Source organism: Corallococcus carmarthensis, assembly GCF_003611695.1.
Lineage (GTDB): Bacteria > Myxococcota > Myxococcia > Myxococcales > Myxococcaceae > Corallococcus > Corallococcus carmarthensis.
This window is the reverse complement of the sequence record NZ_RAWE01000159.1, coordinates 1-23,995: the sequence shown is the minus strand read 5'-3', so window position 1 is coordinate 23,995 and position 23,995 is coordinate 1. Positions and strand designations below refer to the sequence as shown.

Here is a 23,995-nt window from a genome sequence, read left to right as displayed (position 1 = left end):
GCGGATGGGCAAGGTGGCAGGGGCGGTGGGGGTGGTGTTCATGCTCGGAACCAGCATCGTGGGGCTGATGGGTGCCTCTCTGGGCAACGGCGTCGAAGCGGGCGTGCTGGGCATGGTGGGCCTGGCCCTGTACGGCGGCAGCTCGCTCTTGAATGGCAAGGTGGCGGAGCCCACGGGCGTCGCGAAGCAGGCGTAGCGCGACACGCCAACGCAGTCTGAAACGCTGTAGGAATCACCGGGCCTTCGGGCCGGATCAGCGAAGTGGGAAGCCAGACTTCCTTCCGCTGCCGGCCCGTAGGCCCTTGTCATGTCCGGGCCCCGTGAGCACACCGGCGCCCTGCCCTTCCCCCTCACGTCTTTTTACTTCAGGGCTGGCGCGGCCCGGCTTCCGGCACGTGCGCTTCAGGCAGGACGCGCGGCTGTGTGGAGACGGGCAGCGGCGGCACTTCCGGCTCCGGCAGCGGCTGCTGTTCGCTGCCCTGGGTTTCCTGACGGCGCAGGCGCACGGCGCGGATCCACAGGGCGATGCCGGCCCACGCACCCACGAGCGCCACCGGCACCGCCACGGCGTGGGGCCAGTAGAGCGCCACGCCCGCGAGCGCCAGCGGCACCACGCCCGCGCCGAAGACGACCTTGGATTCAGTGCGCCCCAGTTCGCGGTGGTTGGTGACGGCGGCGCCCACGGTGTTGCCCAGGCGCACCGCGCCCGCGGCCGCGCGGCTCATGCTGCCCCGCCGGCCCGGACCGCCCCGCTGTTTGCGCGGCAGTGGAGGCGCGGCCTTCAGGCGCCGCTCCCTTCCGCTGAGCACCACCTCCGTCGCGTGCTCCAGGTCCTGGAGGTACATGGCCTCCATCCGCTGGGCGAAGGGAGCGTCCTCCACGGCGACGTCGATCTCGGAGTTCCCCAGCCAGCTCGCGGGGTTGAGGTTGGAAGAGCCCACGCGCGCCCAGGTGCCATCCGCCACGGCCGTCTTGGCGTGGAGCATGGTGCCATTCCATTCATAGACGCGGATGCCGGCCTCCAGCAGGGGGCGGTAGCCGGCCTGGGTGAGCGGGCGCAGCGCGGGGATGTCACTGCTGCCGGGCACGAGCAGCCGCACGTCCACGCCATCGCGAGACGCGGCCCGGAGCGCCTGCACGTAGGTGGCGGTGCCCACGAAGTAAGCGTCGGTGAGCCACAGCCGCTTGCGCGCGAGCGACGCGATGAGCTGGTCCACGCGGAACAGGCCCGCGCTCCAGGGCACGCCGGCCACCACGCGCAGGGCCACGTCCCCCATGGGCGTGGAGGCGCGAGCGGAGAGACAACCCTCCTCATCCAATGGAGGGCCCACGGTGCTCCAGCCCTGGGCGAAGGCGCGCACCAGGTCCGCCACGGCGGGCCCGCGAATCTCCAGGCCGGTGTCGCGCCACGGGGCCACGCCCTTCTCCGCGTCGCCCACCCACTTGTGGCTCACGCACAGGCCGGAGACGAAGCCCACCTCGCCGTCCACGGTGAGCGTCTTGCGGTGGTTGCGGCCCAGCCAGGCCAGGGGCCGGTCGAACTGGAAGGGATTGAAGCAGCGCACCTCCACGCCCGCGTCGCGCAGGGCGCGCCAGTAGTGGCGGGACGCGGTGCCCTGGCAGCCCAGCCAGTCATAGAGGACGCGGACCTGCACGCCATCACGGGCGCGCGCGGCCAGCGCCTCCGCGAAGCCGCGACCCACCTCGTCATCTTCGATGATGTAGTTCTCGAAGAGGATGGAGCGCTGCGCCTGCTGGATGGCGCGCAGCCACGCGGGGTAGTTCTCGCGCGCGTCGCGCAGCAGGTGCACGTCATTGCCCGGCACGAGCGGCGCGCCGGCGGCGCGGGAGAAGACCTGCTCGGCCAGCCCGTGCTGGCGGCCGCTGATGCCCGCTGACTTCAGGATGGCCACGCCGTGTCTCCTGGGGCTTTCGGGGGGACACCCGAAGGCTCTGGGTGAAGTGCACTCGTTGGGAGCGGGTCGCAAGGGTTGCGTTCATGCGGATTCCCGCGTGCTCGCGCCAGCGGCGAGGGCCTGGCTGTCCGGCTGTCCTCCCCGCGACCCGGAACCCGGGGGCCAGGGACGCGCTGTGTGGCGCGGGCTTCCATGAGCAACCTCCCCCACGAGGGCGATGCGCATCGCCTCCCGGGGCGATGTCCAACGGGTTCCTGCTTCCTACCCTTCCCGCGCGTCTCCGCCCAGGGGTCGCCTCCACGGACCCTGGCGAACGCGTGGGCCAGGGGCCGGAGGATGGACGGTTGCCGTTCCCCGGACACACCGCGCTCGTGTTGACGGGCGAGGAGGAGACGAAGGCGTGAATGAACCAGCCCCTGCCCTGCCCCGCCTGTCGTTCGACTTCAAGGACGGCGCCGACTTCAGCACCAACGTCTACCACGAGTGGCTGCAGACCAACGGCCGCGGGGGCTACGCCTCCGGCACGGTGGTGGGCTGCAACACGCGCCGCTACCACGGCCTGTTCATCCCCACGCTGGAGAAGCTGGGCCGCACGGTGCTGATGGCGAGGCTGGAGGAGACGGCCCTGGTGGACGGGGAGCGCTACCGGCTGACGTCCGAGGAGCACGAGGAGGGCAGCGCGTTGGAGGACGGCGCGAGGCACCTGCGGCACTTCCAGCTGGAGGGGCTGATCCCCGTCTGGGAATACGCGGTGGGGCGGGCGCGGCTGCGCCGGCGTTTCGTGATGGTGCACGGCGAGGACACGGTGTTCCTCGCGTGGGAACACCTGTCCGGTCCGGAGGTGACGCTGCACCTGCGTCCGTTTCCGGTGCTGCGTCCGCACGACGGGCCGCTGCTGAAGGACATCGCGGAGTCCATCGTCACGCTGAGAGGCTCGCTGGTGGAGCTGCGCAACGGCGAGGACGGTCCCCAGCAGCGGATGCGGCTGTATTCGGACGGGCCCACGCCGTTCGTGAGCCTTCCGGAGACGTCGAAGCCGCAACACCTGCGCGTGGAGAAGGCGCGCGGGTATGACTTCACGGAGGTGCAGCACTCGCCGGGCTACTTCGCCGCGACGCTGAAGCCCGGAGCAACGCTCTATTTCGGGCTCACGACGGAGAATGCGGGGCACCTGTTGGAGCGGGCTCCCTCGGTGGTGTTCGAACGGGAGCTGACGCGGCAGCAGCGCCTGCTGGAGCGAGCCCCGGAGCATGCGCGCACGGGAGTCCCGGCGCGGCTGGTGCTGGCGGCGGATCAATTCATCATCGATCCGCCAAGGCCGGCGGACGCCGCGTGGGCGCGGTCGATGGGCCTGGACGCAAGGAGTGTCATCGCGGGCTACCCGTGGTTCACGGACTGGGGCCGGGACACGATGATCAGCCTGGACGGGCTGACCCTGGCCACGGGGCGCTACCGCGAGGCGGCGGCCATCCTGCGCACGTTCCAGCACTATGTGCGGGACGGGCTGATTCCGAACTACTTCCCGGACGGAGAGAACGAGGGCGTCTACCACACGGCGGACGCGACGCTCTGGTTCTTCCACGCGGTGGACCGCTACGTGGAGGAGACGGCAGACGAAGCGCTCCTGCGCGACCTGTTCCCGACGTTGCAGGACATCGTGGCGCACCACCAGAAGGGCACGCGTTTCCACATCGGGGTGGACCCGGCGGACGGGCTCCTGCGGCAGGGGCAGGAGGGCTACCAGCTCACCTGGATGGACGCGAAGGTGGAGGGCTGGGTGGTGACGCCGCGCCGGGGCAAGGCGGTGGAGATCAACGCGCTGTGGTTCAACGCCCTGCGCCTGATGGCGGACTGGGCGGAGCGGCTGGGGCTGGAATCAGGGCCGTACCGGGGCGCGGCGGAGAAGGCACAGGGCAGCTTCAACCAGCGCTTCTGGAATGAAGCGGGCGGCTGCCTCTACGACGTGGTGGATGGAGAGGACGGCCGCGAGGACGCGCACGTGCGGCCGAACCAGGTCTTCGCCATCTCGCTGAAGCATCCGGTGCTCAAGCGCGACAAGTGGGCGAAGGTGCTGGAGGTGGTGCGCAGGGAGCTGGTGACGCCGGTGGGACTGCGCAGCCTGGCGCCGGGGAGCAAGGACTACAAACCGAAGTACGACGGCGACCTGCGGGCCCGCGACGCGGCCTATCACCAGGGCACGGTGTGGGGCTGGCTCATCGGGCACTACGTGGACGCGACGTTGAAGGTGGCCCCAGACCTGAAGGCCGCGAGGGCCCTGCTGTCTGGAATGGAAGACCACCTGTCACACGGAGGGATTGGACAGATCTCGGAGATCTTCGACGCGACGGAGCCCTACCGTCCACGAGGATGCTTCGCCCAGGCCTGGAGCGTGGCGGAGGCGCTGCGGGTGTTCGCCAAGACGAACGTGGGGTGATCAGGCTTTCTCGAGCTTCCGCAGCCATCTGGCGGCCTTGGCATGTCCCAGGTCCGCGGCATCACGGAAGTGACGCAAGGCTCGCGCCTTGGATTTGGGCACGCCCTCGCCGTTCGCGAACATCAACCCCAGGTTGAAGGATGCGCTGGCATGGCCCTGCTTCGCCGCAAGGCGAAACCAGCCAAACGCACGCATGGCGTCTGGAACAAGGCCCACGCCATTGGAATAGTTGTAGCCCAGGGCCAACTGGGCTTCCGCGTAGCCTCCCTTCGCGGACGATTCGTAATACGCGTTGGCTCTCTTCAGGTTCTTGCGGACACCCTTTCCCAGCTCATACGCAAGACCGACGTTGTATGCCGGGATCGGGTGTCCCTGCCGTGCGTGCTTCCGGTAGAGGCGGACCGCCTCCTGCTGCCTGTGGGGCTCCGTGCTTTCGAACAGGAGGTACGCCAGGTTTCCCTCCGCGATGGCGAATCCCATGGCGGCGGCCCGGCGATACCAGACTTCCGCGAGCCCCTTGTTCTTCCGGGCCCCTCTTCCGTTGTCATAGGCGAGGCCCAGGTTGAAGGCCGCGACATCGTCCCCCAGTCCGGCTGCTTTTTCCGTCCACATCCGGGAGCGTTTCGGGTCACGCCGGACGCCATCTCCGTAGAGGAAATGGAGCCCCACGTTCGTCATGGCCTCCATCTTCCCGAGCCGTGCCGCGGCGAGATACGCGTCGAAGAGGGCCTTGCGATCGTCAGGCCGCGTCTCCTCGATCGCCCACGCCTTGTCCATGGCCGCGTCCGCCAGTCTCCTGACGGGCGGGATGTTCCTGCCCAAGCGCGTTCCCGTCTTTTCCATGCCAGCCTACACGACAAACGCCAGGCCGGCCTGACCTGCGCGAGTGCATTGCTGCCCGCGCATTGACGCTCCAAAACAAGGCGTGCCATGAATCATCCCGAAGTGGCTGAGAACGCCACTTCAGGGGGGAAGACATGGTCCGGCTCATCCGGTTCATCATCGACGGCCACGCTCTGGAGGCCCTGGGCATCCTGCTCGCGGTTCTCTTCGTGCGGTGGGTGATTTCCATCCTCTCCGCGCCCACGACCAGCCACCTGCCCCAAGCGACAAGCGACACCCTGCTGGGCGCGCACGCACCGGAAGCACCCGCGCTCACGCCTGAGCCCACGGAAGCGCCCTCCTCTCCGGTCTCCATGACGCTCGCCCTGGGGCTCCTCGCGGCGGTGCTGGTATTGGGAGGCATCCTGATCATCAACCGCGACAGTGGAGGCCGCCTCCACGTCGTGGCCAGCGGCAAGCACCCCGACCGCGAAATCGATCTGCGTGTGGATGACGTGCCCGTGGAGCCGGTGCTCCGAGTGGGCCAACACCTCGCATACCCGATTCCCAGCGGGCCGCACGAAGTCCATCTGCTGGATCCGGGCGTCGGCGTCTCACGCGACTTCCGCATCGACGTCCAAGAGGGCGACGCTCTCATGCTGTCTGTCCATCCGGACCTGTGCGCCGTACAGATCGACATGTCGACCCTCACCTACGGCCGACCCACGCGCTCCACACCGACGCTGATGGGCGGCGTAGACGTTCGCACGCTCCCCGTGGTGACCCGCTTCACGGACACGGCCTCGCCCCTGCGCATCCCCGAGGACGGTTTCCTGTCCTTCAACGAGCTGCCGGAAAAACTGCCCCAGGGGCGGACCGCCAGCATCCTGACGCCCCTTCCCTGCTCGCTGGCCCAGGACGACCGAAGCAGTTGGACCGCCGTGCGAACGCTCTTCCCGGGGCTTGATGACGCCGCCAAACGCGTCGGCTACACGGACGCTGATCCCACTCGTCGTGAAGTCACCGCCATGGACAACGCGCAGCTTCTGGAACTCCATCAGCGCCAGGGCGCTGCGCTGGCGCGCGAAACGCCGCCCTGAGCCAGGGTGCGTCCGAGCGTGGGGTGACATCTCCGCTGTATTGACGCTCCAAAACCAGACGTGCCATGAACCCCTCTGAGGTGGCGGGAAGGCCACTTCAGGGGGAAAGCCATGGGCATAACCCGTTACAATTACACTGGGTTCACCATCGCCACGACCCTCCTGCTGCTCCGCGAGGACCGCCCCGTGGAGGCCGGGGTGTTCCTGACCGTGGCGCTCCTGGGGAGGTGGGCGTACTCCCGGCTCACCCGGACCGAGCCTCCGCCAACGAGTGACACCCTGCTCGGTGCGTACGAGGCCCCACCCCCACCGCCCGTGGAAGAGGTCCTGAAGACGGAGTGGCTCACGAAGCGTGAGCTGGCAGTCCTCGCGGCGGTGGCAGTGGTGGCCGGCATCCTCTTCCTGAGCCGCGACAAGGGAGGCTTCATCCATGTCGTGGGCGGCAATGTCTTCCTGTCCGTGGATTACAAACAGGTGGAGCCGCTCCATCGCGTCGATCGGCACTCCACGTATCCAGTTCCCAGCGGCTCCCACCGCGTTTGGCTCTACGACCCTGAAGTCGGAGTCAGCGACCGCAAGTGGCAGGTCGAAGTCCACGAGGGTGAAGCCTTCATGCTCTCCACCAACCCGGACCTGTGCATCGTGCAGGTCGACATGGCGACTTTGAAGTACGGCCAGCCCTTGCGGCAGGACGGGGCCGCGCTTCCCGTGCTGGCGCGCTTCACGGAGACGTTGACGCCGGTCCTCATCGCCCCGAACGCGTTCCTCGACGTCGCGGAGCTGCCCGATTCCCGCCCCGAAGGACCGGGCCCCAGCCTGCTGACGCTCATCCCCTGCCCCCAGGCCCGGGACGACCGGAGCGCGTGGGACGCCGTGCGCACGAGCATCCCCCTCGTTCAAGCGTGGGCCCAGCGTGCGGGCTACACGGACGCCAGCTCTACCCGGGGTGAAGCCCAGGCGCGCGAGATGCCCCCTGAGCTAGGGTGCGTCGCCATGGCGACTGCGCGGTACTGGTTGATCAAGAGCGAGCCCTCCGTCTACGCGTACGCGAAGCTGGAGGAGGACGGCAGGACGCAGTGGACGGGCGTGCGCAACTTCGAGGCGCGCAACAACCTGCGGGCCATGACGCCCGGCGACCTGTGCCTCTACTACCACTCCAATGAGGACAAGGCCGTCGTCGGCGTGGCGTGCGTCCTCTCCAAGCCGGGCCCGGACCCCACCGCACCCGGCGAGGACTGGGCCTCCGTGGATGTGGGCCCCGTGGTCGCCTTCACCACGCCGGTGACGCTCGCCACCATCAAGGCCACGCCCGCGCTCAAGGACTTCCCGCTGCTCACCCGCAGCCGGCTCAGCGTGACGCCCACCCCCGCCGAACACTTCGAGCTCGTCCTCAAGATGGGCAAGACGAAGCTTCCCAAGACCGCCGCCGCGAAACCCAAGCCGAAGCCCAAAGACAGAGCAACCCCATGAGCGCAGCCCGCGAAGTCCGCGCCGACTTCGACCGAGCCTCCATCGTGATGTACCAGGCCTATCCGGACGCCATCGCGGACGTGGCCGTGAAGCAGCAGAAGTTCGGCCCGCCGTTCTCCGTGGGCCGGATGACGTGGATCAAACCCAGCTTCCTGTGGCTCATGCACCGCTCCAACTGGGGCCGCAAGAGCGGCCAGGAGCGCATCCTCGCCGTGCGGATCAAACGCTCCGGCTGGGAGGAGGCCCTGGCCAGCGCCGTCCTCACCGGCTACGAGCCGAAAGCCCACGGCTCCCCGGACGCGTGGCGAAAGGCCTTCGAGTCCGCGCCCGTCCACGTCCAGTGGGATCCGGAGCGCACGCTGCGCGGCGCGGGCCTGCCCCACGACAGCATCCAGGTGGGCTTGAGCCGCGCCGTCATCCAGCGCTTCGTGGATGACTGGACCGTGTCCATCACCGACCTGACGCCCCTGGTCCAGAAGCTGCGCAAGCACATGGATGACGGCCGCGCGGACCAGGCCACGCGCCTGCTCCCGAAGGAATCCGTCTGCCCGGTGCCTCCGGAGCTCGCCCGGCGCCTGGGAATGTGACGGGCGCGTCAGAGGAGTCCGCTCCTTCGACGCGAGTTGTTATGTTCGGGCCATGGCGGACATCCCCACCCTGGAGACCCTGCGGACGCAAATCGAACGCATCGACGATGACATCCTCGATGCGCTCCAGCGGCGCATGGCCCTGGCCGACGACGTGGCGCGCGCCAAGCTGGTGACGGCCTGGCCCTTCCGGGACCCGCAGCGCGAGGACCTGCTCCTGCGCAAGCTGCGCGGCCGGGCAGCGGAGCGAGGCCTGGATCCGCACGAGGTGGAGCGCCTCTACCGCGTCATCCTGGACATGTCCGTGGCCCGGCAGCAGGCCCTGGTGACCCGGCTGGACACCACGCCCCTGCGCGTGGGCTACCTCGGCGTCGAGGGCTCCTACAGCCACCTGGCCGCCCGCCAGCGCTACGGCCACCGTCCAGGCGGCGTGCTCCTCACCGGCTTCGACTCCGCCCGGCAGTCCGTGGAGGCCCTCAAGCAGGGCGCGCAGGACCTGCTGCTCCTGCCCATCGAGAACACCACCGCCGGCAGCATGAACGAGGTCTACGACGTGCTCGCCGCGGGCGACGCCGTCATCACCGGCGAAGTGGTGAGCCAGGTGGACCACCGGCTCCTGGGCCTGAAGGGCGCGAAGCTGGAGGACCTGCGCGAGGTGCTGTCCCATCCGCAGGCCCTGGCGCAGTGCGAGGACTTCCTGCGTACGCACGTCCCCCAGGCCCGCGCCGTGCTGGGGCCGGACACCGCCGTCGCCGCGCAGATGGTCGCGGACCGCAACGACGTGACCGTGGCCGCCATCGCCAGCGAATCCGCCGCGAGCCGCTTCGGACTCGTGGTGCTCGCCAGCGACCTGCAGCCCGACGCGGACTTCACGCGCTTCGTGGAGGTCGCGCGCCAGCCCACGCCGCTCGCGCCGGACGTGCCGTGCAAGACGTCGCTGCTGGTGGTGCTGGAGCACCGGCCGGGCGCGCTGGGCCAGGTGCTGCAACGGCTCACGCAGCGCGGGGTGAACCTCTCCAAGCTGGAGTCGCGCCCCATCCCGGGCGCGCCATGGAAGTACCGCTTCTACCTGGACGTGGAGGGCCACGCCGCGTCCGCGTCCGTGACGGCGGCGCTGGACGACCTGCGCCCGCTCACGTCGTCGCTGCGCGTGCTGGGCACGTACCCGCGAGCGGAGCCCATCGATGGCTGACGCCGCCCCCCGCCGCATCGCCTTCCAGGGCGAGCGCGGCGCGTACGGCGACGAGGCCACGGGCGCCTTCTTCGGCGACTCCGTGACGCGCATCCCCTGCCCCACCTTCCGCGCCGTCTTCGAAGCCGTGGCCCAGGGCACGGTGGACGGCGGCGTCGTGCCCATGGAGAGCGCGCTCGCGGGCCCGGTGGCGGAGGTGGTGGACCTGCTGCTGGAATTCACCCCGCCCCTCTCCGGCGAGTTGCGCCTGCGCGTGCGCCATTGCCTGCTCGCGCCGCCGGGCCGCACGCTCGAAAGCCTCACGCGCGCGCTGTCGCATCCGCAGGCCCTGGCGCAGTGCGGAGGCTGGCTGCGCAAGCACCACCTGCAACCCGTGCCCGAAGCGAACACCGCCGTGGCGGCGCGGCGCGTGGCGCAGGAAGCGCTGGAGGGCACCGCGGCCATCGCCAGCAAGACCGCGGCGGACCTCTACGGCCTCACGGTGCTGGCGGAGGGCATCGCGGACTCGCCGGACAACGCCACCCGCTTCCTCGCGGTGGGCCCGGCCGTGCCGCCCCACCTGGGCTCGCGGTGGAAGACGTCCCTGGTGATCACGCTCGACAACGGCCCCGGCGCGCTCGCGGGCGTGCTCACGGCCTTCGCCTCGCACGGGGTGAACGTGGCGCGGCTGGAGTCGAGGCCCGGCGGCGTCCGCGCCTGGGACTACCGCTGGTGCCTGGACGTGGACGGCGCGGTGGACGCCGCGCCGGTGAAGGCCGCCCTGAGCGAAGCCCGGAGCGCCTGTACGTCGCTCCGGGTGCTGGGCAGCTACGCGCTCAGCGACTGACGGCCTTGGCCGGAGCGGCGGCCTGCGTCCCGTCGCCGTTGCTCACGGCCTCCGTGTACGCGGCGCGCACGATGTTCGTGTAGCGCTGGAGCGCGCCCAGCTGCTCCAGGCGCAGCGCCTGCGGCCCGTCGCACAGCGCCTTCTCCGGCGTCGGGTGGAAGTCCACCAGCACCATGGACGCGCCCGCGATGAGCCCCTGGCCAATGGCGTGGAAGATGTCCGGCAGCCCGTCCGGCGGGGCCTCCGCGCGGCCAATGGCGTGCGAAGGGTCCACGCACACCGGCATGCGCGTGAGGCGGCGCACCACCGGCACGTGCGCGAAGTCCACCATGTTGCGGTGCGGGTCACCCAGGTGCGTCTTCACGCCGCGCAGGCAGAAGACGATCTTCGGGTTGCCCTCGCTGGCGACGTACTCGCACGCGTTGAGGGACTCCTCCAGCGTGATGCCCATGCCGCGCTTGAAGAGCACCGGGAAGGCGTGCTGCTGGCCAATCTGCTTGAGCAGCTCGAAGTTCTGCGCGTTGCGCGTGCCCACCTGGAGCATCACGCCCGTGGGTGCCCCCGACTTCTTCAGCGCGTCGTTGATCTCGTCGATGTGGCGCGGGTGCGTCACCTCCATCGCGATGACCTTGATGCCATGCTTGCCCGCGGAGTCGAACACCCAGGGCAGGCACTTGGCGCCCAGGCCCTGGAACTCGTACGGGTTGGTGCGCGGCTTGTACGCCCCCATGCGCGTGGTGGTGATGCCGCAGCGGGCGAGCGCCGCCATCATCGCGTCCACGCTCTCCAGCGAATCCACCGCGCACAGGCCGGCGAAGAGGTTCACCGAGCGGTCATCGAAGGTGACGCCGTTGTATTCGAAGCCCGCCGTGGTGCGCTGACCGCCGTGCCGGCCGATGATGCGGTACTTCTGCGAGACGCGGACCACCTGGCGCACGCCGGGCAGCTGCTGGAACGGCTCCAGCGGCACCTGCGACGTGGAGCCCAGCAGGTACAGCTCCGTGATGGTGGACTCGGCGCCCTGGACCACGTGGGCACGGGGGGTGACGCCCTCGTACTGCGAAGCGAGTTGGAGGACGGCATTCACGACGGATTCCGGGGAATCCGGCTCGAGCATCACGATCATGCGAAGGGTTCTCCTGGTGGGGGGCCGCTTCGGCATTCAACACCGGCGTCCCACCCTTTCCCTCCGCATTTGTATGGAATCCGACGCGGGCCGCCTCAGGAGGAGGCGGGGCGCAGCCGGGTCGCCAGCAGGGTGTAGTGCTCCCTCTGGGTAGGGTCACCCAGGTGCTCCCACACGTCCGCCAGGGCCTTGGCCACCTCCACGTAGGCGGGCGACAGCTCCAGCGCCAGTTCGAAGACCTGACGGGCCAGACGGTAGCGAGCCTTGTCCGGCCGCCGGCCCTGGGTCAGCAGCGCGTTACCCAGGTGGTAGACCTCGATGGCGGCGGCCTCGCGGTAGCCGGGGGTGGGGTTGAGTTGAACCGCCCGCTCCATCAGGAGGGCCGCGGCCTCCGGCTCGCCCAGTTCCAATTGGCAGAGCGCGGCCTCGCGGTGGGGGTCCGCCGCGCTCGGGTCCAGCTCGATGGCGCGCTGGAAGCCCTTCAGGGCCTCCTCGGTGCGCCCCAGCTGCTTGAGGGCGAAGGACTTCGCGGTCAGCGCGGGGAAGTGGCGCGGATCCACGGCGAGGACCTGCTCGAACGACTGGAGCGCGGCCTCGTGGTTGCCGGCCATGGAACGGTGGACGCCCTCGTTGAATGCCGCGAACAGCAACGACCTGGACATCTTCGGTTCCCCCATCGGGCAGGGTTCGACAAGCCGCACGCATCCACGCGGCCGAAAGCGCAAGCCTGTCACCGGGGGACCCCGCGCCGCAAAGGGATGCCCCGCTTCCGGCTGATGGCATCCATCGCGATCCGCTGATGACGCGGAGGGCCTCCCACGGGACGCCCGTTTCCGCCGTCCGGAATTCGGCACTGTCCGCGACCGCCCCTCCTGCGCTAGGTCGCGGAGAAGTCCCGGGTGCACTTCTCCGAGAGGCCTTCATGCTGGTGTTCGAGATCGTCATCGGGCTGCTGCTCGGAGGCGCGGGGCTGGCGGCGCTGTCCCGGAGGATCGGCACGCCCTACCCCGCGCTGGTGGCGCTGGCGGGGGCGGTGCTGGCGCTCGTGCCGGGGAGCCCGGAGCTGGTGTTGGATCCGGAGCTGGCGCTCACGCTGTTCGTCGCGCCGGTGCTGCTGGACGCGGCGTTCGATGCGTCTCCCCGGGACCTGCGCGCGAACTGGCGGCCGGTGGCGGGGCTCGCCCTGGGCGCGGTGGTGCTCACGGTCATCGCCGTCGCGGTGGCGGTGCGGTGGATGGTGCCCGCCATGCCCTGGGCGGCGGCCATCGCGCTGGGCGCCATCGTCGCGCCTCCGGACGCGGCGGCGGCCACGGCGGTGCTGAAGCAGCTGAAGCCCCCGCACCGGCTGCTCGTCATCCTGGAGGGCGAAAGCCTGTTCAACGACGCGAGCGCCCTGCTCATCTACCGGCTCGCGCTGGGGGCCGTGGCCGCGGGCGGCGTGCTGGGCTGGAGCGCGGTGCCCACGCTGCTCGTCGTCACGGTGGGCAGCGTGCTGCTGGGGGTGGTGTTGTCGCGGGTGAGCCTGCGCATCAACTCCAGCGTGGAGGACGTCTCCACGGCCGTCATCACGCAGTTCGGCAGCACGTTCGCGGTGTGGATCCTCGCGGAGCGGCTGCACCTGTCCGGCATCCTGACGACGGTCATCTACGCGATGACCATCTCGCGGACGGCCTCCACCCTGACGCCCGCGCGGATCCGCATCCCGTCCTACGCGGTGTGGGAGGTGGCGGTGTTCGTGTTGAACGTGCTGGCCTTCGTGCTCGTGGGCTTCCAGCTGAAGACCATCGTCGCGCGGTTCGACCGGGAGACGTGGCTGGAGTACGGGGCCATCGCGGGGGTCGTGACGGGCGCGGCCATCCTCGCGCGCTTCGCCTGGGTGATGGGCGCGGGGGCGTTCACCCGGTGGAGGCAGGGCAAGTCGAAGTCCAGCCCCGTGACACTCTCGCCGCGCGCGGCGGTGCTGGTGGGCTGGTGCGGGATGCGGGGCATCGTGACGCTCGCGGCGGCGCTGGCCCTGCCCACGGGGCACGACGGTGTCGCGGCCTTCCCCTACCGGGACCTCATCCTCTTCACGTCCTTCTCGGTGGTGCTGGGGACGCTCGTGGTGCAGGGGATGACGCTGCGGCCCCTGATGACGCGGCTGAAGCTGGACGACGACGGCGAGGTGGACCACGAGGTGCGGCTCGCCCGCGTGGAGACGCTGCGCGCGGGGCTGGAGGCCACGAACGAGTCCCCGGGCACGGAGATGTCGGCCCTGGTGCGGCGGCGGTACGAGTTGCAACTGCGGCGCGCGCGGCAGCTCCTGGAGGAGCATTCCCTGACGGGCACGGGCACGCATGCAGGCCCCAGCTCCCCCTGGGGACCGCCCACCGCGGACGCGGACATGGTGCGCACCGCGATGGCGGCGGGACGGCGGCGCCTGGCGGACCTCCGGGCGGACGGCACCATCGGGGACGCGGCGTTCCAGCAGGTGGAGCAGGAGCTGGACTGGTCGGAGCTCGACCTGCAGCAGATCCTCCGGGCGGAATCCCCCGAGTAGGAACTACGCGCGCGCCTCCTCCTCCATCGCCGCGACGAAGCCGGTCGTGAAGTCCGGATGGCGAGGCGTCCAGCCCAGGGCCTCCAGCTTCGCGGCGCTGATGGCGCGGTCGCCGCGAAGGGACTCATGGAGGGATTCGAAGGGCACGCGCGGCGGCATGGGAAGGCCCAGGTGCTGGCAGAGCCAGGAGGCCGTCTCCTCCTGCGTCGCGGGCCGTCGGTCGGCCGCGCAGTAGATTTCGCCAGGGCCTCCGCGTTCGAGCACCACGCGCACCGCGTCCACCAGGTCGTCCACGTGGATGCGAGACAGCCGGCCGCCACCCGACTCCGGGATGCGCAGCGTGCCCGCCTTCAGACGACCGGATGTGCCGCGCCCCGGGCCATAGATGCCCGCGATGCGCATGACGCTCGCCCCCAGGGGAAGGAAGAGATCCTCCGCCTCCAGCCGGGCGCGGGAGACCGCGGAGGTCCTGTCCACCGGAGTGGCCTCATCCACGTGCCCGCGAGCGGAGCCATAGACCCCCGTGGATGACAGGTAGACGAGCCGTGAAGGACGCGAGCGGGACAGCGCCTGCGCGAAGCCCGCATCCAGTCCGGCCTCCGGGGGAACGGAGTCCACGACATGCGAGCCCGAGGCCCGTGACAGTGCCTCGTCGAGCGGCACCACCCGGACGCCCGCGCCCTCCAGCACCGCGCGGCGAGAGGCGTCCCGGGTCGTGGCCAGCACCTCGCGGCCCGCGCGGGCCTCCGCCACCGCGAACCGCGTGAGCGTGTAACCACAGCCAAGCAGGATGAGTGGAGCGGGCATGTGCTCCGCGATACCGGGCAACGCCCGCGCCGCGCAAGGCCCACCCCAAAGTGAACGGCCCTCCTTCCGTCATCCGGAAGAAGGGCCGTCGTCTCACGTCTTCAGTGCTGCCCCTGCCGTGCGGCCTAGAACTCCGCGCTCGCGCGAGGGTCGATGATGCCGCACTCCTTGATCTTGTAGAGCAGCGCCTTGTAGCTGATGCGCAGCTTGCCCGCCGCGCGGCGCTTGTTCCACGCGGTGCGCTGGAGCATCGCGAGGATGGCCTCGCGCTCCGCGAGCATCGCCGCGCGCTTGCCGATGTCCTTGAGCGACAGCTCCCCGGCCGGAGGCGGCGGGGGCGGAGGCTGCGGCGCGTCGAACGGGTTCGCGTAGCGCATGGGCGCCACGGCGTTGAACGGCGTGGCGTCCGGCACAGGAGCCGGCGTCAGCATCGCGCCGCGCGCGGGCATCTCCAGCACCTGCACGCCCGAGTTCGAAACCATCGAATGCGAGGGCGGAGGGGACGCGAAGACACGAGCGGACTCTTCCATGTGGCGCGACGGCGGCGGGCTGTACTCGTCTCCACCGCCGAACGACGTGGGCAGCGAAGGGGCGCTCGCGGGGGTCCGGCCCCCGGCGTTGATTTCATCCAGCACCAGGGTCGGGTCCTTCAGCACGCACAGCCGGCGGACCATGTTCTCCAGCTCGCGCACGTTGCCCGGCCACTCGTAGTCGGTGAACGCGTGGAGCACCTCGGAGGGCAGCTCGGACACGTTCGTCATGAAGCCCTTGCCGTACTTCTTCAGGAAGTGGTCGGTGAGCGGGACCACGTCCTCACGGCGCTCGCGAAGGGGCGGCAGGCGGATGGCCACCACGTTGAGGCGGTAGTAGAGGTCCTCGCGGAAGTTGCCGAGCGCGATCTCCTTCTCCAGGTCGCGGTTCGTCGCCACCACCACGCGGCTGTCCACGCGGACGCTCTTCTTGCCACCGACGCGGAAGAACTCCTCGTCCTGCAGCACCTGGAGCAGCTTCGCCTGGAGGCGGATGGCCATCTCGCCAATCTCGTCCAGGAAGATGGTGCCCTGATCCGCCAGCTCGAACTTGCCCGGCTTCTCCGCCGTGGCGCCCGTGAAGGCGCCGCGCTCGTGGCCGAACAGCTCGCTCTCCAGGAGCTCGCCCGGCAGCGCCGCGCAGTTCACCTTGATGAACGGCCGGCCATGACGCTGGCTGCGCGCATGGATTTCGCGGGCGATGACTTCCTTGCCCGTACCGGACTCACCGAGCAGCAGCACCGGCACATCCGTGTCCGCGATGCGCTCCACCAGCGCACGGGCGCGGCGCATGGCCGGCGACGTGGAGATGAGCACGCGGGCCTCCGCCGCGGCCTCGGCGGACGTCAGCACCGCGCGGGGCGCGGGCGCGGTCGCCTGACGCTCGGGGACACGGGTCCCCAGGGCGCGCGCGAGCACGTCCTGCAGCTCGTCGTTGCCAAAGGGCTTCGCCAGATAGTCAGAGGCCCCCATCTTCAGCGCGCGCACCGCATCATCAGCACCCGACAGCGCGCTCAACACGATGACCGGAGCCGTGCCACCCGTGCCGCGGTAGCGGCGAAGCACCTCCAGGCCACTCATCTCCGGCATCACGACGTCCAGGAGCACCGCGTCGAACGAGCCACCGGAGAGCATCTCCAGGGCCTGCGAGCCGCTCGACGCACAGCGCACCTGATACCCAGAGCTGCCCAGCAGCTCGGACAGGAACGTGCGCACCGACTCCTCATCATCCACCACCAGCACCGCGATCCGATCCATCCCCACGCCTCCGCTCGCCCTGTGCATCAAACCCTCGTGAACTGAATCAAACCGACATCAAACGGGCTGGACCGGCGGCCCGCCGAATCTCGCGTGTACGCCTCAAGGTCCGCAGTGCCGCGCCCAGCAACTGGGTGGGAGCCCCCACCGTGTCCGGGAAGCTCACCGCTCCCAGCTCCAGCGCCGTGCGCACCACGCGACCCTCCATCTGGAACCGGGCGGCCTCGAACCGGGCCTCCACCCGCGCCAGCACTTCCGGCACCGCCTCCGCGGGCGTGCCCGGCAGCAGCATGGCGAACTGACTGTCCCCCACCCGTGCCACCGCGTCGGCTTCGCGCACCGTCTGTCCCAGCACCACCGCGCTGTAGACGAGCAGCCGCTCCGCCATGCTCTTGCCGTGCTCCTTGCGGAGTGCGCTCCACCCCGTCACCTCCGCGGCCACCACGGAGAACGTCCCGCCGTAGCGCTCCGTCCGCCGCGCCTCCAACCCGATGAGGGCCAGCAGGAACGGCCGGTTGTAGAGCCCCGTCACGGGGTCATGCAGCGCCAGCGCCGTGCCGGCCTCTTCACCGGCGGCCGCGCGCTCCACCGACTGCTTCAGCTGCATCTGCGCGTGAATCTTCATGGACAGCTCCGCGCCGTCCACCGTGCGCGGAACGACGTCCACGCACTGCCCCTTCTCCACGCAGAAGCGCCACGCGTCCCGGTCGTGCGAATCCACCAGGTACATCATCGGCACCGTGCCGCGGCCCACCTGGCGCAGGCGCCGCGCCGTCTGCACCGCCGCGAAGTCCGGCGGCTGCGCGGCCAGCAGCACCGCGTCCGGGCGGATCACCTCGAAGAGGGGCACCGCCGCATCGAAGCGCGTCAGGGGAACCACACGGAAGCCCGCCTCGCCCAGGAGCGCCCGGGTGCGCTCCAGGTCCTCCGCCCGGGGCTCCACCAACAACACCGTAGGAGGCTGCCCCGACCTTCCCGCTTGCTTGCGCTTCACACCCACCGCCGTGCCCTCCTTTCCAGCATTTTCTGCCCCGTCAACCTGCCTGCCCGCCCAGATTTACAGCCCCGCTACTTTTGCGCCCTACGTATCCCCTTGGATTTCTTAGGGAAGGGCACTTCGTTACCCATCCTGGCCCACGGTTTTAGCAATGGGTATGCCATTCATCACCTCGCGGATCCGGGCCTCCAGGGCCTCCGCGTCCACGCGGTGCTTGAAGACAGGCTCCCCGTCGATGAGGACCACGGGGATGTCGTAACGCCAGGCTTCGAAGAGGTCCGGGCTCTGGAGGATGTCGGTGACGTAGAGCTCGAACGGCAGCCGGGTCCGGACCTCCTCCACGACCGCGAGTGCCTTCTCACAGAGGGAACACCGGGGTTTCGAGTAGATATCGACTCGCATGCGTTGCAGGATGGGCGCTCGATGCGCGGCGTGTGTGGTGATTTTTCGACGATGCCCCTCAAGGACCTGGTCGTCCACCTCGGGAATCGCCGGGCCACCGGCACCCTGAACGTGGAGCGGGGAGACGTGCGCAAGCAGCTGCTGCTGCGCGACGGCCACGTCATCACCGCCAGCTCCAACCAGCCGCGCGAGTACTTCGGTCAGTTCCTGATCAACCAGGGCCACCTGACGGAGGACCAGTTGGAGCGCGCGTTCTCCACGCAGGCGGAGACGCACATCCTCCTGGGGAAGATCCTGATCATGACGGGCACGGTGTCGGAAGCCACCGTGCGCACGGTGCTCTCCCACAAGTTCCGGGAGATGCTGCTGGATGCCTTCACCTGGGAGGAAGGCGGCTTCGACTTCCGCGCCACGGACGTCGCGCCGGAGCTGGAGGGCCTGGACGTCAGCGTGGACCTCTTGGACGTGCACCGCGAGGGCGAGTTCCGCGAGACGGCGTGGCAGGCCATCCGCGCGGTGTTCCCTTCCGGCCGCGTGCGCCTGGAGGTGGACGAGCGCAGGCTGACGGACCGCAAGGCCGGCAGCATGGACGAGCGCATCGTGCAGCTCGCGAAGGACGGCCTCAGCATCGACGGCATCGCGCTGGCGCTGCACGCCACCGACTTCTTCCTCTACCAGCGGCTGTACGCGCTCTACCGTCAGGACGCGCTGCGTGTGTCGGACGAGGCGCCCCTGCCCGCCCCGGAGCCCGGCTCGCACACCGTGGTGGTGGTGGAGGATGACGACGAGGACGACCTGAACTCGGGCGGCGTCATCGGCTCCGAGTCCTCCTCCGACGAGGTGCTCCAGGCCGCCCAGCTCTTCCTGGACGCGGGCAACCTGCGCGACGGCGAGGCGCTGGCGCGGCGCGCGCACGAAATCGCTCCCACCGAGCACACCACGAAGCTCCTGCGCGACGCAGAAGGCAGGCTGCTCACGGAGCTGCGCAAGGCGCTGATGGAGCCGTCGCGGGTGCCGGCGCTGATGGTGACGCCCGCGCACCTGAAGACGCTGCCGCTCACGTCACCGGAGCGCTACCTGCTGTCGCGCATCGACGGGCGGCGGGACGTGGCGGCCATCGTGCACGTGTCGCCGCTTCAGGAACTGGAAGCCCTGAAGTTCTTCCAGGGCTTCGTGGCCACGGGGCTGGTGAAGCTCACCGCGCGTCCGCTGTCCTGAAGGCCGCCTCAGTGCTTGCCGGCGGCGCCCGCGGGGGCCGTCACTTCCACCGGCGCGGGGATGCGCTCCAGCGCCAGGCGCAGGGCCTCGCGGCCCAGGTAGGAGCCGCGGATGCGCCACTTCGGATCATTCACGATGAGCGCGGCCACGGCCACGCGCGGGTGGTCCTTGGGCGCGAAGCCGACGAACCACGAGTAGTCGCGGAAGGGTTCGCGGTCCGCGAGCGTGCCCGTCTTGCCCACCGCGTCCTTCACCTGGAAGCCGCGCTCGCGGAAGACGCCGCGCGCGGTGCCGTGGGTGACGGTCTCCTCCAGCATCCGCGTGAGCCCGTGCGCGGCGGTGGGCGTGAGCACCGGCTCCGGCTCCGGCAGGGGCATGAACGGCTCCGGCTCCACCAGCACGGGGTCCACCCAGCGGCCCTCGTTGGCGGCGACGGCGGCCAGCAGCGCGCCGTGCAGCGGGGACAGGTACACGTCGCCAAAGCCCGCGCCGGTGTTGGCGAGCGCGAAGCCGTCCTCCGGGATGTACGCGAGCGACACGTCCAGCGGCTGGGCGAAGGGGATCTCGCGGTTGAAGCGCAGGCGCGCCGCCATGCGCTTGAGGGCGTCCGCGCTCAGGTGCTTGCTGGTCATCTTGGCGAAGATGACGTTGGCGCTCTTGCCCATGGCCAGCGCCAGCGAATAGCAGGCGCCGTCGCGCTCGGTGTCCTCGAGCTGCCGCTCATTGAGGCGGCGCTTGCCACCGTGGAAGCACGCCTCGGTCTCGGGGGACACGCCGGCCTCCATGAGCGCGCTGCCGGTGACGATCTTGAAGATGCTCGCGGCCGGGTACACCGCGCGGATGGGAAGCCCGCGCAGCTCCGGCTTCGCCTCCGAGTGCTCCGCCATCGCGAGGACGCGGCCCGTGGAGGGCTCCAGCACCACCGCGGCGCCGTAGGGCACCTGGTAGTTCTCCATGATCTTCGTGAGCGACGCCTGGAGGCCCGGGTCGATGGTGAGCACCTGATCCGGCGCGCTCTTGCCGCCCTTCACCACCAGCTTGTTGCCCTCCAGCTTCGCGCGGGCCACCAGGTCCTGCGCGCGGGGCAGACCCTGGAGCTTGCCGAACGGCGGCGCCTTCTCCCGCGAGGGCACCGGCATCGGCGGCACCATGCCGGGCTCCAGCGCGGCCGCGTCCTTCGAAGCCAGCGCCTCCGCCAGCGCGCGCGCATCCACCGGACGCGCGTCCTCTGCCGGCGCGGCCACCACGGCGTCAGGGGCCGTCCCGGAGTCCGGAGCGGCGGGCGCCTGCACGACGCTCGCGGCGGCCCCCGCGTCCGATGAAGCCAGCTGGGCGCGCTGCTCGGCCTCCACCTTCTCCACCAGCGCGCGGGCGCCCGTGGGGCCCGCGTCCGTTCCCAGGGCGGTCACCGCCTGCGCCAGGGCCTGGGCGTCCGTCGGGGCGGCGGGTGACGGCGCGGTGTTCGCGTCCGTCCCGGGCGCGGAGGCGCCCAGGAGCAACGTGAGGGGAAACAGCGGCAGGACGGCGAGGAAGCGGCGAATCGTCATGCTTCGGGGCTCTCCTTGGGGGGCAGGGAGCAGACCGCCGGATCCTATTCGCTGAGAGCGCGCTGTCCACGGCTTGCCTCCTCGTCTGCTGCCTTCGTCAGGGAGAAACCTGGGAAGGTGACCGGAGGTCCAGTAGGGTCCTGTGCACCTTGGACGGACTCAAAGAGATGATGGTGATCTGGGCAGCGGAGCTGCGCCGGGCCGTGAGAAGCGGCCGGGCCATCGTGCTGCTCGGGCTCTACAGCATGTTCTCCGCGCTGGTGCTGCTCGTGGTGGGCTTCGTCACCCGCGAGCTGCAGGCGCAGGTGAACGCGAAGCTCGCCGAGTCCGGCGCGGACTCGGAGGTCGCCACGCGCGCCGCGGAGGAGATGCACCGCGGGGTGCTGGGCTTCCTCGCCAGCAACGACACCGCGATGATGGAGGCCCTGGCGCAGGTGCCCATCGTGGTGCTCATCGTCTTCAAGATCACCCTCTTCTTCCTGCCCGCCTACATCGCGCTGATGGGCTTCGACCAGGTGAGCGGCGAAGTGGGTCCGCGCTCCATGCGCTATCTCACCGTCCGCGCGCGCCGCTCGTCGGTGCTGCTGGGCAAGTTCCTCTCCCAGGCCACGCTGCTGGTGGGGCTGGTGCTGGTCATCGACCTGGCCATCTTCATCTACGCGCGCATCCTCAACGACGACTTCGCCGTCGGGACGCTGGTGCTCAACCTGCTGAAGTTCTGGAGCGCCACCATCGTCTTCTCGCTGGCGTACGTGGCCCTCACCAGCCTGTGCTCCAGCCTCTTCCGCAGCCCGGCCGTGAGCCTCGTCTTCAACTTCATCCTGCTCTTCGTCTTCTGGCTGATGGACTCCGTGGGGCGCTCGGTCAGCGAGGCGAACCTGCTGCGCTTCCTGCGCTACCTGTCCCCGTCCTACTACTCGACCAACCTGCTGCACCCGAAGCTCGCCGAGTTCGCCGTCAGCGGCGCGGCCTACGCCGCCTTCGCGGCCGTCTTCCTCTTCGGCGCCTACGGCGTCCTGCGCACGAGGGACCTGTGAGCGACCTGGCCATCCAGCTGTCCAACGTCTCCAAGCGCTTCGGTCCCAAGGTCGCCGTCAACGCAGTCAGCCTCCAGGTGCAGCAGGGGGACGTCTTCGGCCTCATCGGTCCCAACGGCGCCGGCAAGACGACCACCTTCTCCATGATGTGCGGCTACCTCTTCCCGTCGGAGGGCACGCTCCAGGTGATGGGCGTGTCGCCCTCGACGCCCGGCGCCCTCAAGGGCCGCGTGGGCGCGCTGCCCCAGGACGCGGTGCTGCCGCCGGGCTGGGAGGTGGGCGCGCTGCTCATGTACTGGGCCCGCCTGTCGGACCTGCCCCAGCCGGAGCACGAGGCCCGGGGCGCCCTGGAGAAGGTGGGCCTGATGGAGGCCTGGAAGGTCCAGACGCAGGCGCTCAGCCACGGCATGGCCAAGCGCGCCGCCATGGCCCAGGCCCTGATGGGCCGCCCGCCCCTCGTGCTCCTGGACGAGCCCACCGCCGGCCTGGATCCGCGCATCGCCGCGCAGGTGCGCCAGGTCATCAAGGACATGAAGGGCACCCAGACGGTGGTCGTCTCCAGCCACAACCTCCAGGAGCTGGAGGAGCTGTGCGACGCCGCCGCCATCCTCGACAAGGGTTCGCTCGCGCAGGCGGGCACCATGTCGGAGCTCACCGGTCAGGGCGCCGAATTCCGCGTCCAGATCGCCCGGGGCGACGTCATCATTCCCGAAATCACCTCCATGCCCGGCGTCACCGACGCGCGCATGGAAGGCCCGGACGTGCTGCGCGTGCGGTTCGACGGCCAGGCCCATAAGGCCGAGGAGGTCATCAGCCGCACCGTCGGCCACCTCCTCCAGCACCAGGTGCTCATCCTCGGCGTCAGCCGTGGCCGCCGCCTGGAGGACCGCGTCCTCCAGCTCCTGTAGGCCCAAGCCCCACGGACGCTCACCCCGCCTTGCGCACCCAGCCCACATAGTGGGCGCCGCGGCGCTCCATGCGGACCAGCTCGTTGCCCGTCGCGTCGCACCACGCGGGCAGGTCCGCCTCCAGCCCACGGTCGGTGGAGAGGAGCTCCACCAGCGTTCCGGGCGCAAGGCGGCGCATCGCCTTGGCGATCTCCAGGATGGGCACCGGACAGAGGGCTCCGGACGTATCCACGCGCACACCGGCTTCCATGGCCGCGCATCCTGACATGGAAACGGGAAGCTGGAACCCTGACCGCCAAAGTGGCACGACGCGCTCCATGAGAGGGAATTTCGGCCCCTCGCGCGTCGTTGTCCGCCCCTTCGAGGCCTCTGGATATGTGGCGGACGCAGGCGGTCTTCGCGGCTTGCGTGTCTGGAATTCCCTCTGTTAAGTACCCCGCCCTTTCCCTACCCAGACACCCGCTTGGGGCCCGGAGTCGGACCTATGGCGCAGGAGCATTCCCAACCCATGAAGCCCAATGTCATCGTGGCCCTGCTGGTCGGCCTGGTGCTCGGGTTCGTTGGCGGCCGTGCCGCCAGCGGCTCGAAAGCCACCCCCGGCAACACGCCCCCCGTCGCGCAGGCGGCCAACAAGCCCGCGCGCGCCGTGGACCCCACCGTCTTCAAGGTGCCCGTGGATGGCGCGCCCACGAAGGGCAGCGTCAACGCGCTCGTCACCATCGTGGAGTTCTCCGACTACGAGTGCCCGTTCTGCAGCCGCGCGCACAACACCGTCGAGCAGCTCCAGAAGGACTACGGCAGCAAGCTGCGCGTGGTGATGCGCCAGAACCCGCTGTCCTTCCACCCGCACGCCAAGCCCGCGGCCCTCGCGGCGCTCGCGGCCGGTGAGCAGGGCAAGTACTGGGACATGCACGACCTGCTCTTCGCCAACAACAAGAAGCTGGATGGCGACAGCCTGGAGGGCTACGCCAAGCAGATCGGCCTGGATGTGGCGAAGTGGAAGGCGGACATGGCGGACTCCCGCCTGAGCGCCACCATCGACAAGGAGCAGGCCCTGGCCCAGCAGCTGGGCGCCAGCGGCACGCCGGCCTTCTTCATCAACGGCCGCTTCCTCTCCGGCGCGCAGCCCATCGACAACTTCAAGGCCCTCATCGACGAGGAGCTCGCCAAGGCCGAGGGCCTGGTGAAGAGCGGCGTCGCGCCGTCGCAGGTGTACGCGCGCACCATCGAGAAGGGCCTCGAGCGCGCCCCGTCCCGCCCCGCGCAGCAGCAGGCGGAGC

The 23,995-nt window shown here is 70.0% G+C and carries 22 protein-coding genes; 12 read left to right on the top strand and 10 right to left on the bottom strand.

The window, feature by feature from the left end:
* A partial coding sequence (locus tag D7X32_RS31295) for a hypothetical protein (protein ID WP_244239280.1) occupies nt 1–196 on the top strand: 196 nt, incomplete at its 5' end.
* A 169-nt stretch (nt 197–365) separates the two neighbouring features.
* On the opposite strand, the gene D7X32_RS31290 is transcribed toward D7X32_RS31295, so the two are convergent.
* Nucleotides 366–1,913: a phospholipase D-like domain-containing protein gene (locus D7X32_RS31290; protein ID WP_120606232.1), complete on the bottom strand. Its 1,548-nt coding sequence runs from the start codon at nt 1,911–1,913 to the stop codon at nt 366–368.
* Between the two features lie 403 nt (nt 1,914–2,316).
* On the opposite strand from D7X32_RS31290, the gene D7X32_RS31285 reads away from it, so the two are divergent.
* On the top strand, nt 2,317–4,350 hold the full coding sequence (locus tag D7X32_RS31285) for an amylo-alpha-1,6-glucosidase (protein WP_120606231.1): 2,034 nt from the start codon (nt 2,317–2,319) through the stop codon (nt 4,348–4,350).
* On the opposite strand, the gene D7X32_RS31280 is transcribed toward D7X32_RS31285, so the two are convergent.
* On the bottom strand, nt 4,351–5,127 hold the full coding sequence (locus D7X32_RS31280) for a tetratricopeptide repeat protein (RefSeq protein ID WP_120606230.1): 777 nt from the start codon (nt 5,125–5,127) through the stop codon (nt 4,351–4,353).
* Between the two features lie 200 nt (nt 5,128–5,327).
* Between D7X32_RS31280 and D7X32_RS31275 the strand changes: the two genes are divergently transcribed.
* The 5 genes from D7X32_RS31275 (at nt 5,328) to D7X32_RS31255 (ending at nt 10,347) form a co-directional block, all read left to right on the top strand.
* The gene (locus D7X32_RS31275) at nt 5,328–6,272 is read left to right on the top strand and encodes a hypothetical protein (protein WP_120606229.1); all 945 of its coding nucleotides are present in this window, start codon (nt 5,328–5,330) and stop codon (nt 6,270–6,272) included.
* 993 nt (nt 6,273–7,265) lie between these two features.
* A complete protein-coding gene (locus D7X32_RS47770; RefSeq protein ID WP_120606236.1) occupies nt 7,266–7,742 on the top strand; it encodes an EVE domain-containing protein in 477 nt (158 codons plus the stop codon).
* Nucleotides 7,739–8,329, top strand: a complete 591-nt coding sequence (locus D7X32_RS31265; RefSeq protein WP_120606228.1) for a DUF4291 domain-containing protein — start codon at nt 7,739–7,741, stop codon at nt 8,327–8,329. Before D7X32_RS47770 ends, D7X32_RS31265 begins: the two co-directional genes overlap by 4 nt.
* Nucleotides 8,330–8,381: 52 nt before the next feature.
* A complete protein-coding gene (locus tag D7X32_RS31260; RefSeq protein WP_120606227.1) occupies nt 8,382–9,521 on the top strand; it encodes a bifunctional chorismate mutase/prephenate dehydratase in 1,140 nt (379 codons plus the stop codon).
* Complete coding sequence (locus D7X32_RS31255) at nt 9,514–10,347, top strand: prephenate dehydratase (protein ID WP_120606226.1); 834 nt, start codon at nt 9,514–9,516, stop codon at nt 10,345–10,347. Before D7X32_RS31260 ends, D7X32_RS31255 begins: the two co-directional genes overlap by 8 nt.
* Here the strand turns inward: D7X32_RS31255 and D7X32_RS31250 are convergent.
* A complete protein-coding gene (locus D7X32_RS31250; protein WP_120606225.1) occupies nt 10,337–11,473 on the bottom strand; it encodes a 3-deoxy-7-phosphoheptulonate synthase in 1,137 nt (378 codons plus the stop codon). The genes D7X32_RS31255 and D7X32_RS31250 overlap by 11 nt on opposite strands.
* A gap of 95 nt (nt 11,474–11,568) precedes the next feature.
* Nucleotides 11,569–12,135, bottom strand: coding sequence for a tetratricopeptide repeat protein (locus D7X32_RS31245; protein ID WP_120606235.1), 567 nt, complete (start codon nt 12,133–12,135; stop codon nt 11,569–11,571).
* Nucleotides 12,136–12,395: 260 nt separating this feature from the next.
* On the opposite strand from D7X32_RS31245, the gene D7X32_RS31240 reads away from it, so the two are divergent.
* Entirely contained in the window at nt 12,396–14,012 is a 1,617-nt protein-coding gene (locus D7X32_RS31240; RefSeq protein ID WP_120606224.1) for a cation:proton antiporter, read from the top strand.
* 3 nt (nt 14,013–14,015) lie between these two features.
* Here D7X32_RS31240 and D7X32_RS31235 read toward each other — a convergent pair whose 3' ends face one another.
* The 4 genes from D7X32_RS31235 to D7X32_RS31220 all read right to left on the bottom strand — a co-directional run bounded on the left by D7X32_RS31235 (nt 14,016) and on the right by D7X32_RS31220 (nt 18,005).
* A complete protein-coding gene (locus tag D7X32_RS31235; RefSeq protein WP_120606223.1) occupies nt 14,016–14,819 on the bottom strand; it encodes an NAD-dependent epimerase/dehydratase family protein in 804 nt (267 codons plus the stop codon).
* Between the two features lie 125 nt (nt 14,820–14,944).
* Nucleotides 14,945–16,606, bottom strand: coding sequence for a sigma-54-dependent transcriptional regulator (locus D7X32_RS31230; protein WP_120606222.1), 1,662 nt, complete (start codon nt 16,604–16,606; stop codon nt 14,945–14,947).
* A gap of 46 nt (nt 16,607–16,652) precedes the next feature.
* Nucleotides 16,653–17,606 carry a GGDEF domain-containing protein gene (locus tag D7X32_RS31225; RefSeq protein ID WP_208752592.1) on the bottom strand — a complete coding sequence of 318 codons (954 nt, stop codon included), beginning with the start codon at nt 17,604–17,606 and terminating at the stop codon, nt 16,653–16,655.
* 120 nt (nt 17,607–17,726) lie between these two features.
* Nucleotides 17,727–18,005 (bottom strand): glutaredoxin family protein, encoded by a 279-nt coding sequence (locus tag D7X32_RS31220; protein ID WP_120606220.1) that lies wholly within the window; start codon nt 18,003–18,005, stop codon nt 17,727–17,729.
* A gap of 21 nt (nt 18,006–18,026) precedes the next feature.
* Between D7X32_RS31220 and D7X32_RS31215 the strand changes: the two genes are divergently transcribed.
* Entirely contained in the window at nt 18,027–19,223 is a 1,197-nt protein-coding gene (locus D7X32_RS31215; RefSeq protein ID WP_120606219.1) for a DUF4388 domain-containing protein, read from the top strand.
* A gap of 8 nt (nt 19,224–19,231) precedes the next feature.
* Here D7X32_RS31215 and D7X32_RS31210 read toward each other — a convergent pair whose 3' ends face one another.
* Complete coding sequence (locus tag D7X32_RS31210; protein ID WP_120606218.1) at nt 19,232–20,770, bottom strand: penicillin-binding transpeptidase domain-containing protein; 1,539 nt, start codon at nt 20,768–20,770, stop codon at nt 19,232–19,234.
* Nucleotides 20,771–20,940: 170 nt separating this feature from the next.
* On the opposite strand from D7X32_RS31210, the gene D7X32_RS31205 reads away from it, so the two are divergent.
* Both D7X32_RS31205 and D7X32_RS31200 read left to right on the top strand, forming a co-directional pair.
* A complete protein-coding gene (locus D7X32_RS31205; protein WP_120606234.1) occupies nt 20,941–21,807 on the top strand; it encodes an ABC transporter permease in 867 nt (288 codons plus the stop codon).
* Complete coding sequence (locus tag D7X32_RS31200) at nt 21,804–22,715, top strand: ABC transporter ATP-binding protein (RefSeq protein ID WP_120606217.1); 912 nt, start codon at nt 21,804–21,806, stop codon at nt 22,713–22,715. Before D7X32_RS31205 ends, D7X32_RS31200 begins: the two co-directional genes overlap by 4 nt.
* Nucleotides 22,716–22,734: 19 nt before the next feature.
* Here D7X32_RS31200 and D7X32_RS31195 read toward each other — a convergent pair whose 3' ends face one another.
* Entirely contained in the window at nt 22,735–22,965 is a 231-nt protein-coding gene (locus tag D7X32_RS31195) for a sulfurtransferase TusA family protein (RefSeq protein ID WP_120606216.1), read from the bottom strand.
* A 258-nt stretch (nt 22,966–23,223) separates the two neighbouring features.
* Here D7X32_RS31195 and D7X32_RS31190 point away from each other — a divergent pair.
* A partial coding sequence (locus tag D7X32_RS31190) for a DsbA family protein (RefSeq protein ID WP_244239278.1) occupies nt 23,224–23,995 on the top strand: 772 nt, incomplete at its 3' end.

Excerpts from the sequence above, each read along its gene's own strand:
- D7X32_RS31280 (WP_120606230.1), bottom strand. The coding sequence starts at position 5,127 with ATGGACAAGGCGTGGGCGATCGAGGAGACGCGGCCTGACGATCGCAAG.
- D7X32_RS31275 (WP_120606229.1), top strand. The coding sequence starts at position 5,328 with ATGGTCCGGCTCATCCGGTTCATCATCGACGGCCACGCTCTGGAGGCC.
- D7X32_RS47770 (WP_120606236.1), top strand. The coding sequence starts at position 7,266 with ATGGCGACTGCGCGGTACTGGTTGATCAAGAGCGAGCCCTCCGTCTAC.
- D7X32_RS31265 (WP_120606228.1), top strand. The coding sequence starts at position 7,739 with ATGAGCGCAGCCCGCGAAGTCCGCGCCGACTTCGACCGAGCCTCCATC.
- D7X32_RS31260 (WP_120606227.1), top strand. The coding sequence starts at position 8,382 with ATGGCGGACATCCCCACCCTGGAGACCCTGCGGACGCAAATCGAACGC.
- D7X32_RS31255 (WP_120606226.1), top strand. The coding sequence starts at position 9,514 with ATGGCTGACGCCGCCCCCCGCCGCATCGCCTTCCAGGGCGAGCGCGGC.
- D7X32_RS31250 (WP_120606225.1), bottom strand. The coding sequence starts at position 11,473 with ATGATCGTGATGCTCGAGCCGGATTCCCCGGAATCCGTCGTGAATGCC.
- D7X32_RS31245 (WP_120606235.1), bottom strand. The coding sequence starts at position 12,135 with ATGTCCAGGTCGTTGCTGTTCGCGGCATTCAACGAGGGCGTCCACCGT.
- D7X32_RS31240 (WP_120606224.1), top strand. The coding sequence starts at position 12,396 with ATGCTGGTGTTCGAGATCGTCATCGGGCTGCTGCTCGGAGGCGCGGGG.
- D7X32_RS31235 (WP_120606223.1), bottom strand. The coding sequence starts at position 14,819 with ATGCCCGCTCCACTCATCCTGCTTGGCTGTGGTTACACGCTCACGCGG.
- D7X32_RS31230 (WP_120606222.1), bottom strand. The coding sequence starts at position 16,606 with ATGGATCGGATCGCGGTGCTGGTGGTGGATGATGAGGAGTCGGTGCGC.
- D7X32_RS31220 (WP_120606220.1), bottom strand. The coding sequence starts at position 18,005 with ATGCGAGTCGATATCTACTCGAAACCCCGGTGTTCCCTCTGTGAGAAG.
- D7X32_RS31215 (WP_120606219.1), top strand. The coding sequence starts at position 18,027 with ATGCGCGGCGTGTGTGGTGATTTTTCGACGATGCCCCTCAAGGACCTG.
- D7X32_RS31210 (WP_120606218.1), bottom strand. The coding sequence starts at position 20,770 with ATGACGATTCGCCGCTTCCTCGCCGTCCTGCCGCTGTTTCCCCTCACG.
- D7X32_RS31205 (WP_120606234.1), top strand. The coding sequence starts at position 20,941 with ATGGTGATCTGGGCAGCGGAGCTGCGCCGGGCCGTGAGAAGCGGCCGG.
- D7X32_RS31195 (WP_120606216.1), bottom strand. The coding sequence starts at position 22,965 with ATGGAAGCCGGTGTGCGCGTGGATACGTCCGGAGCCCTCTGTCCGGTG.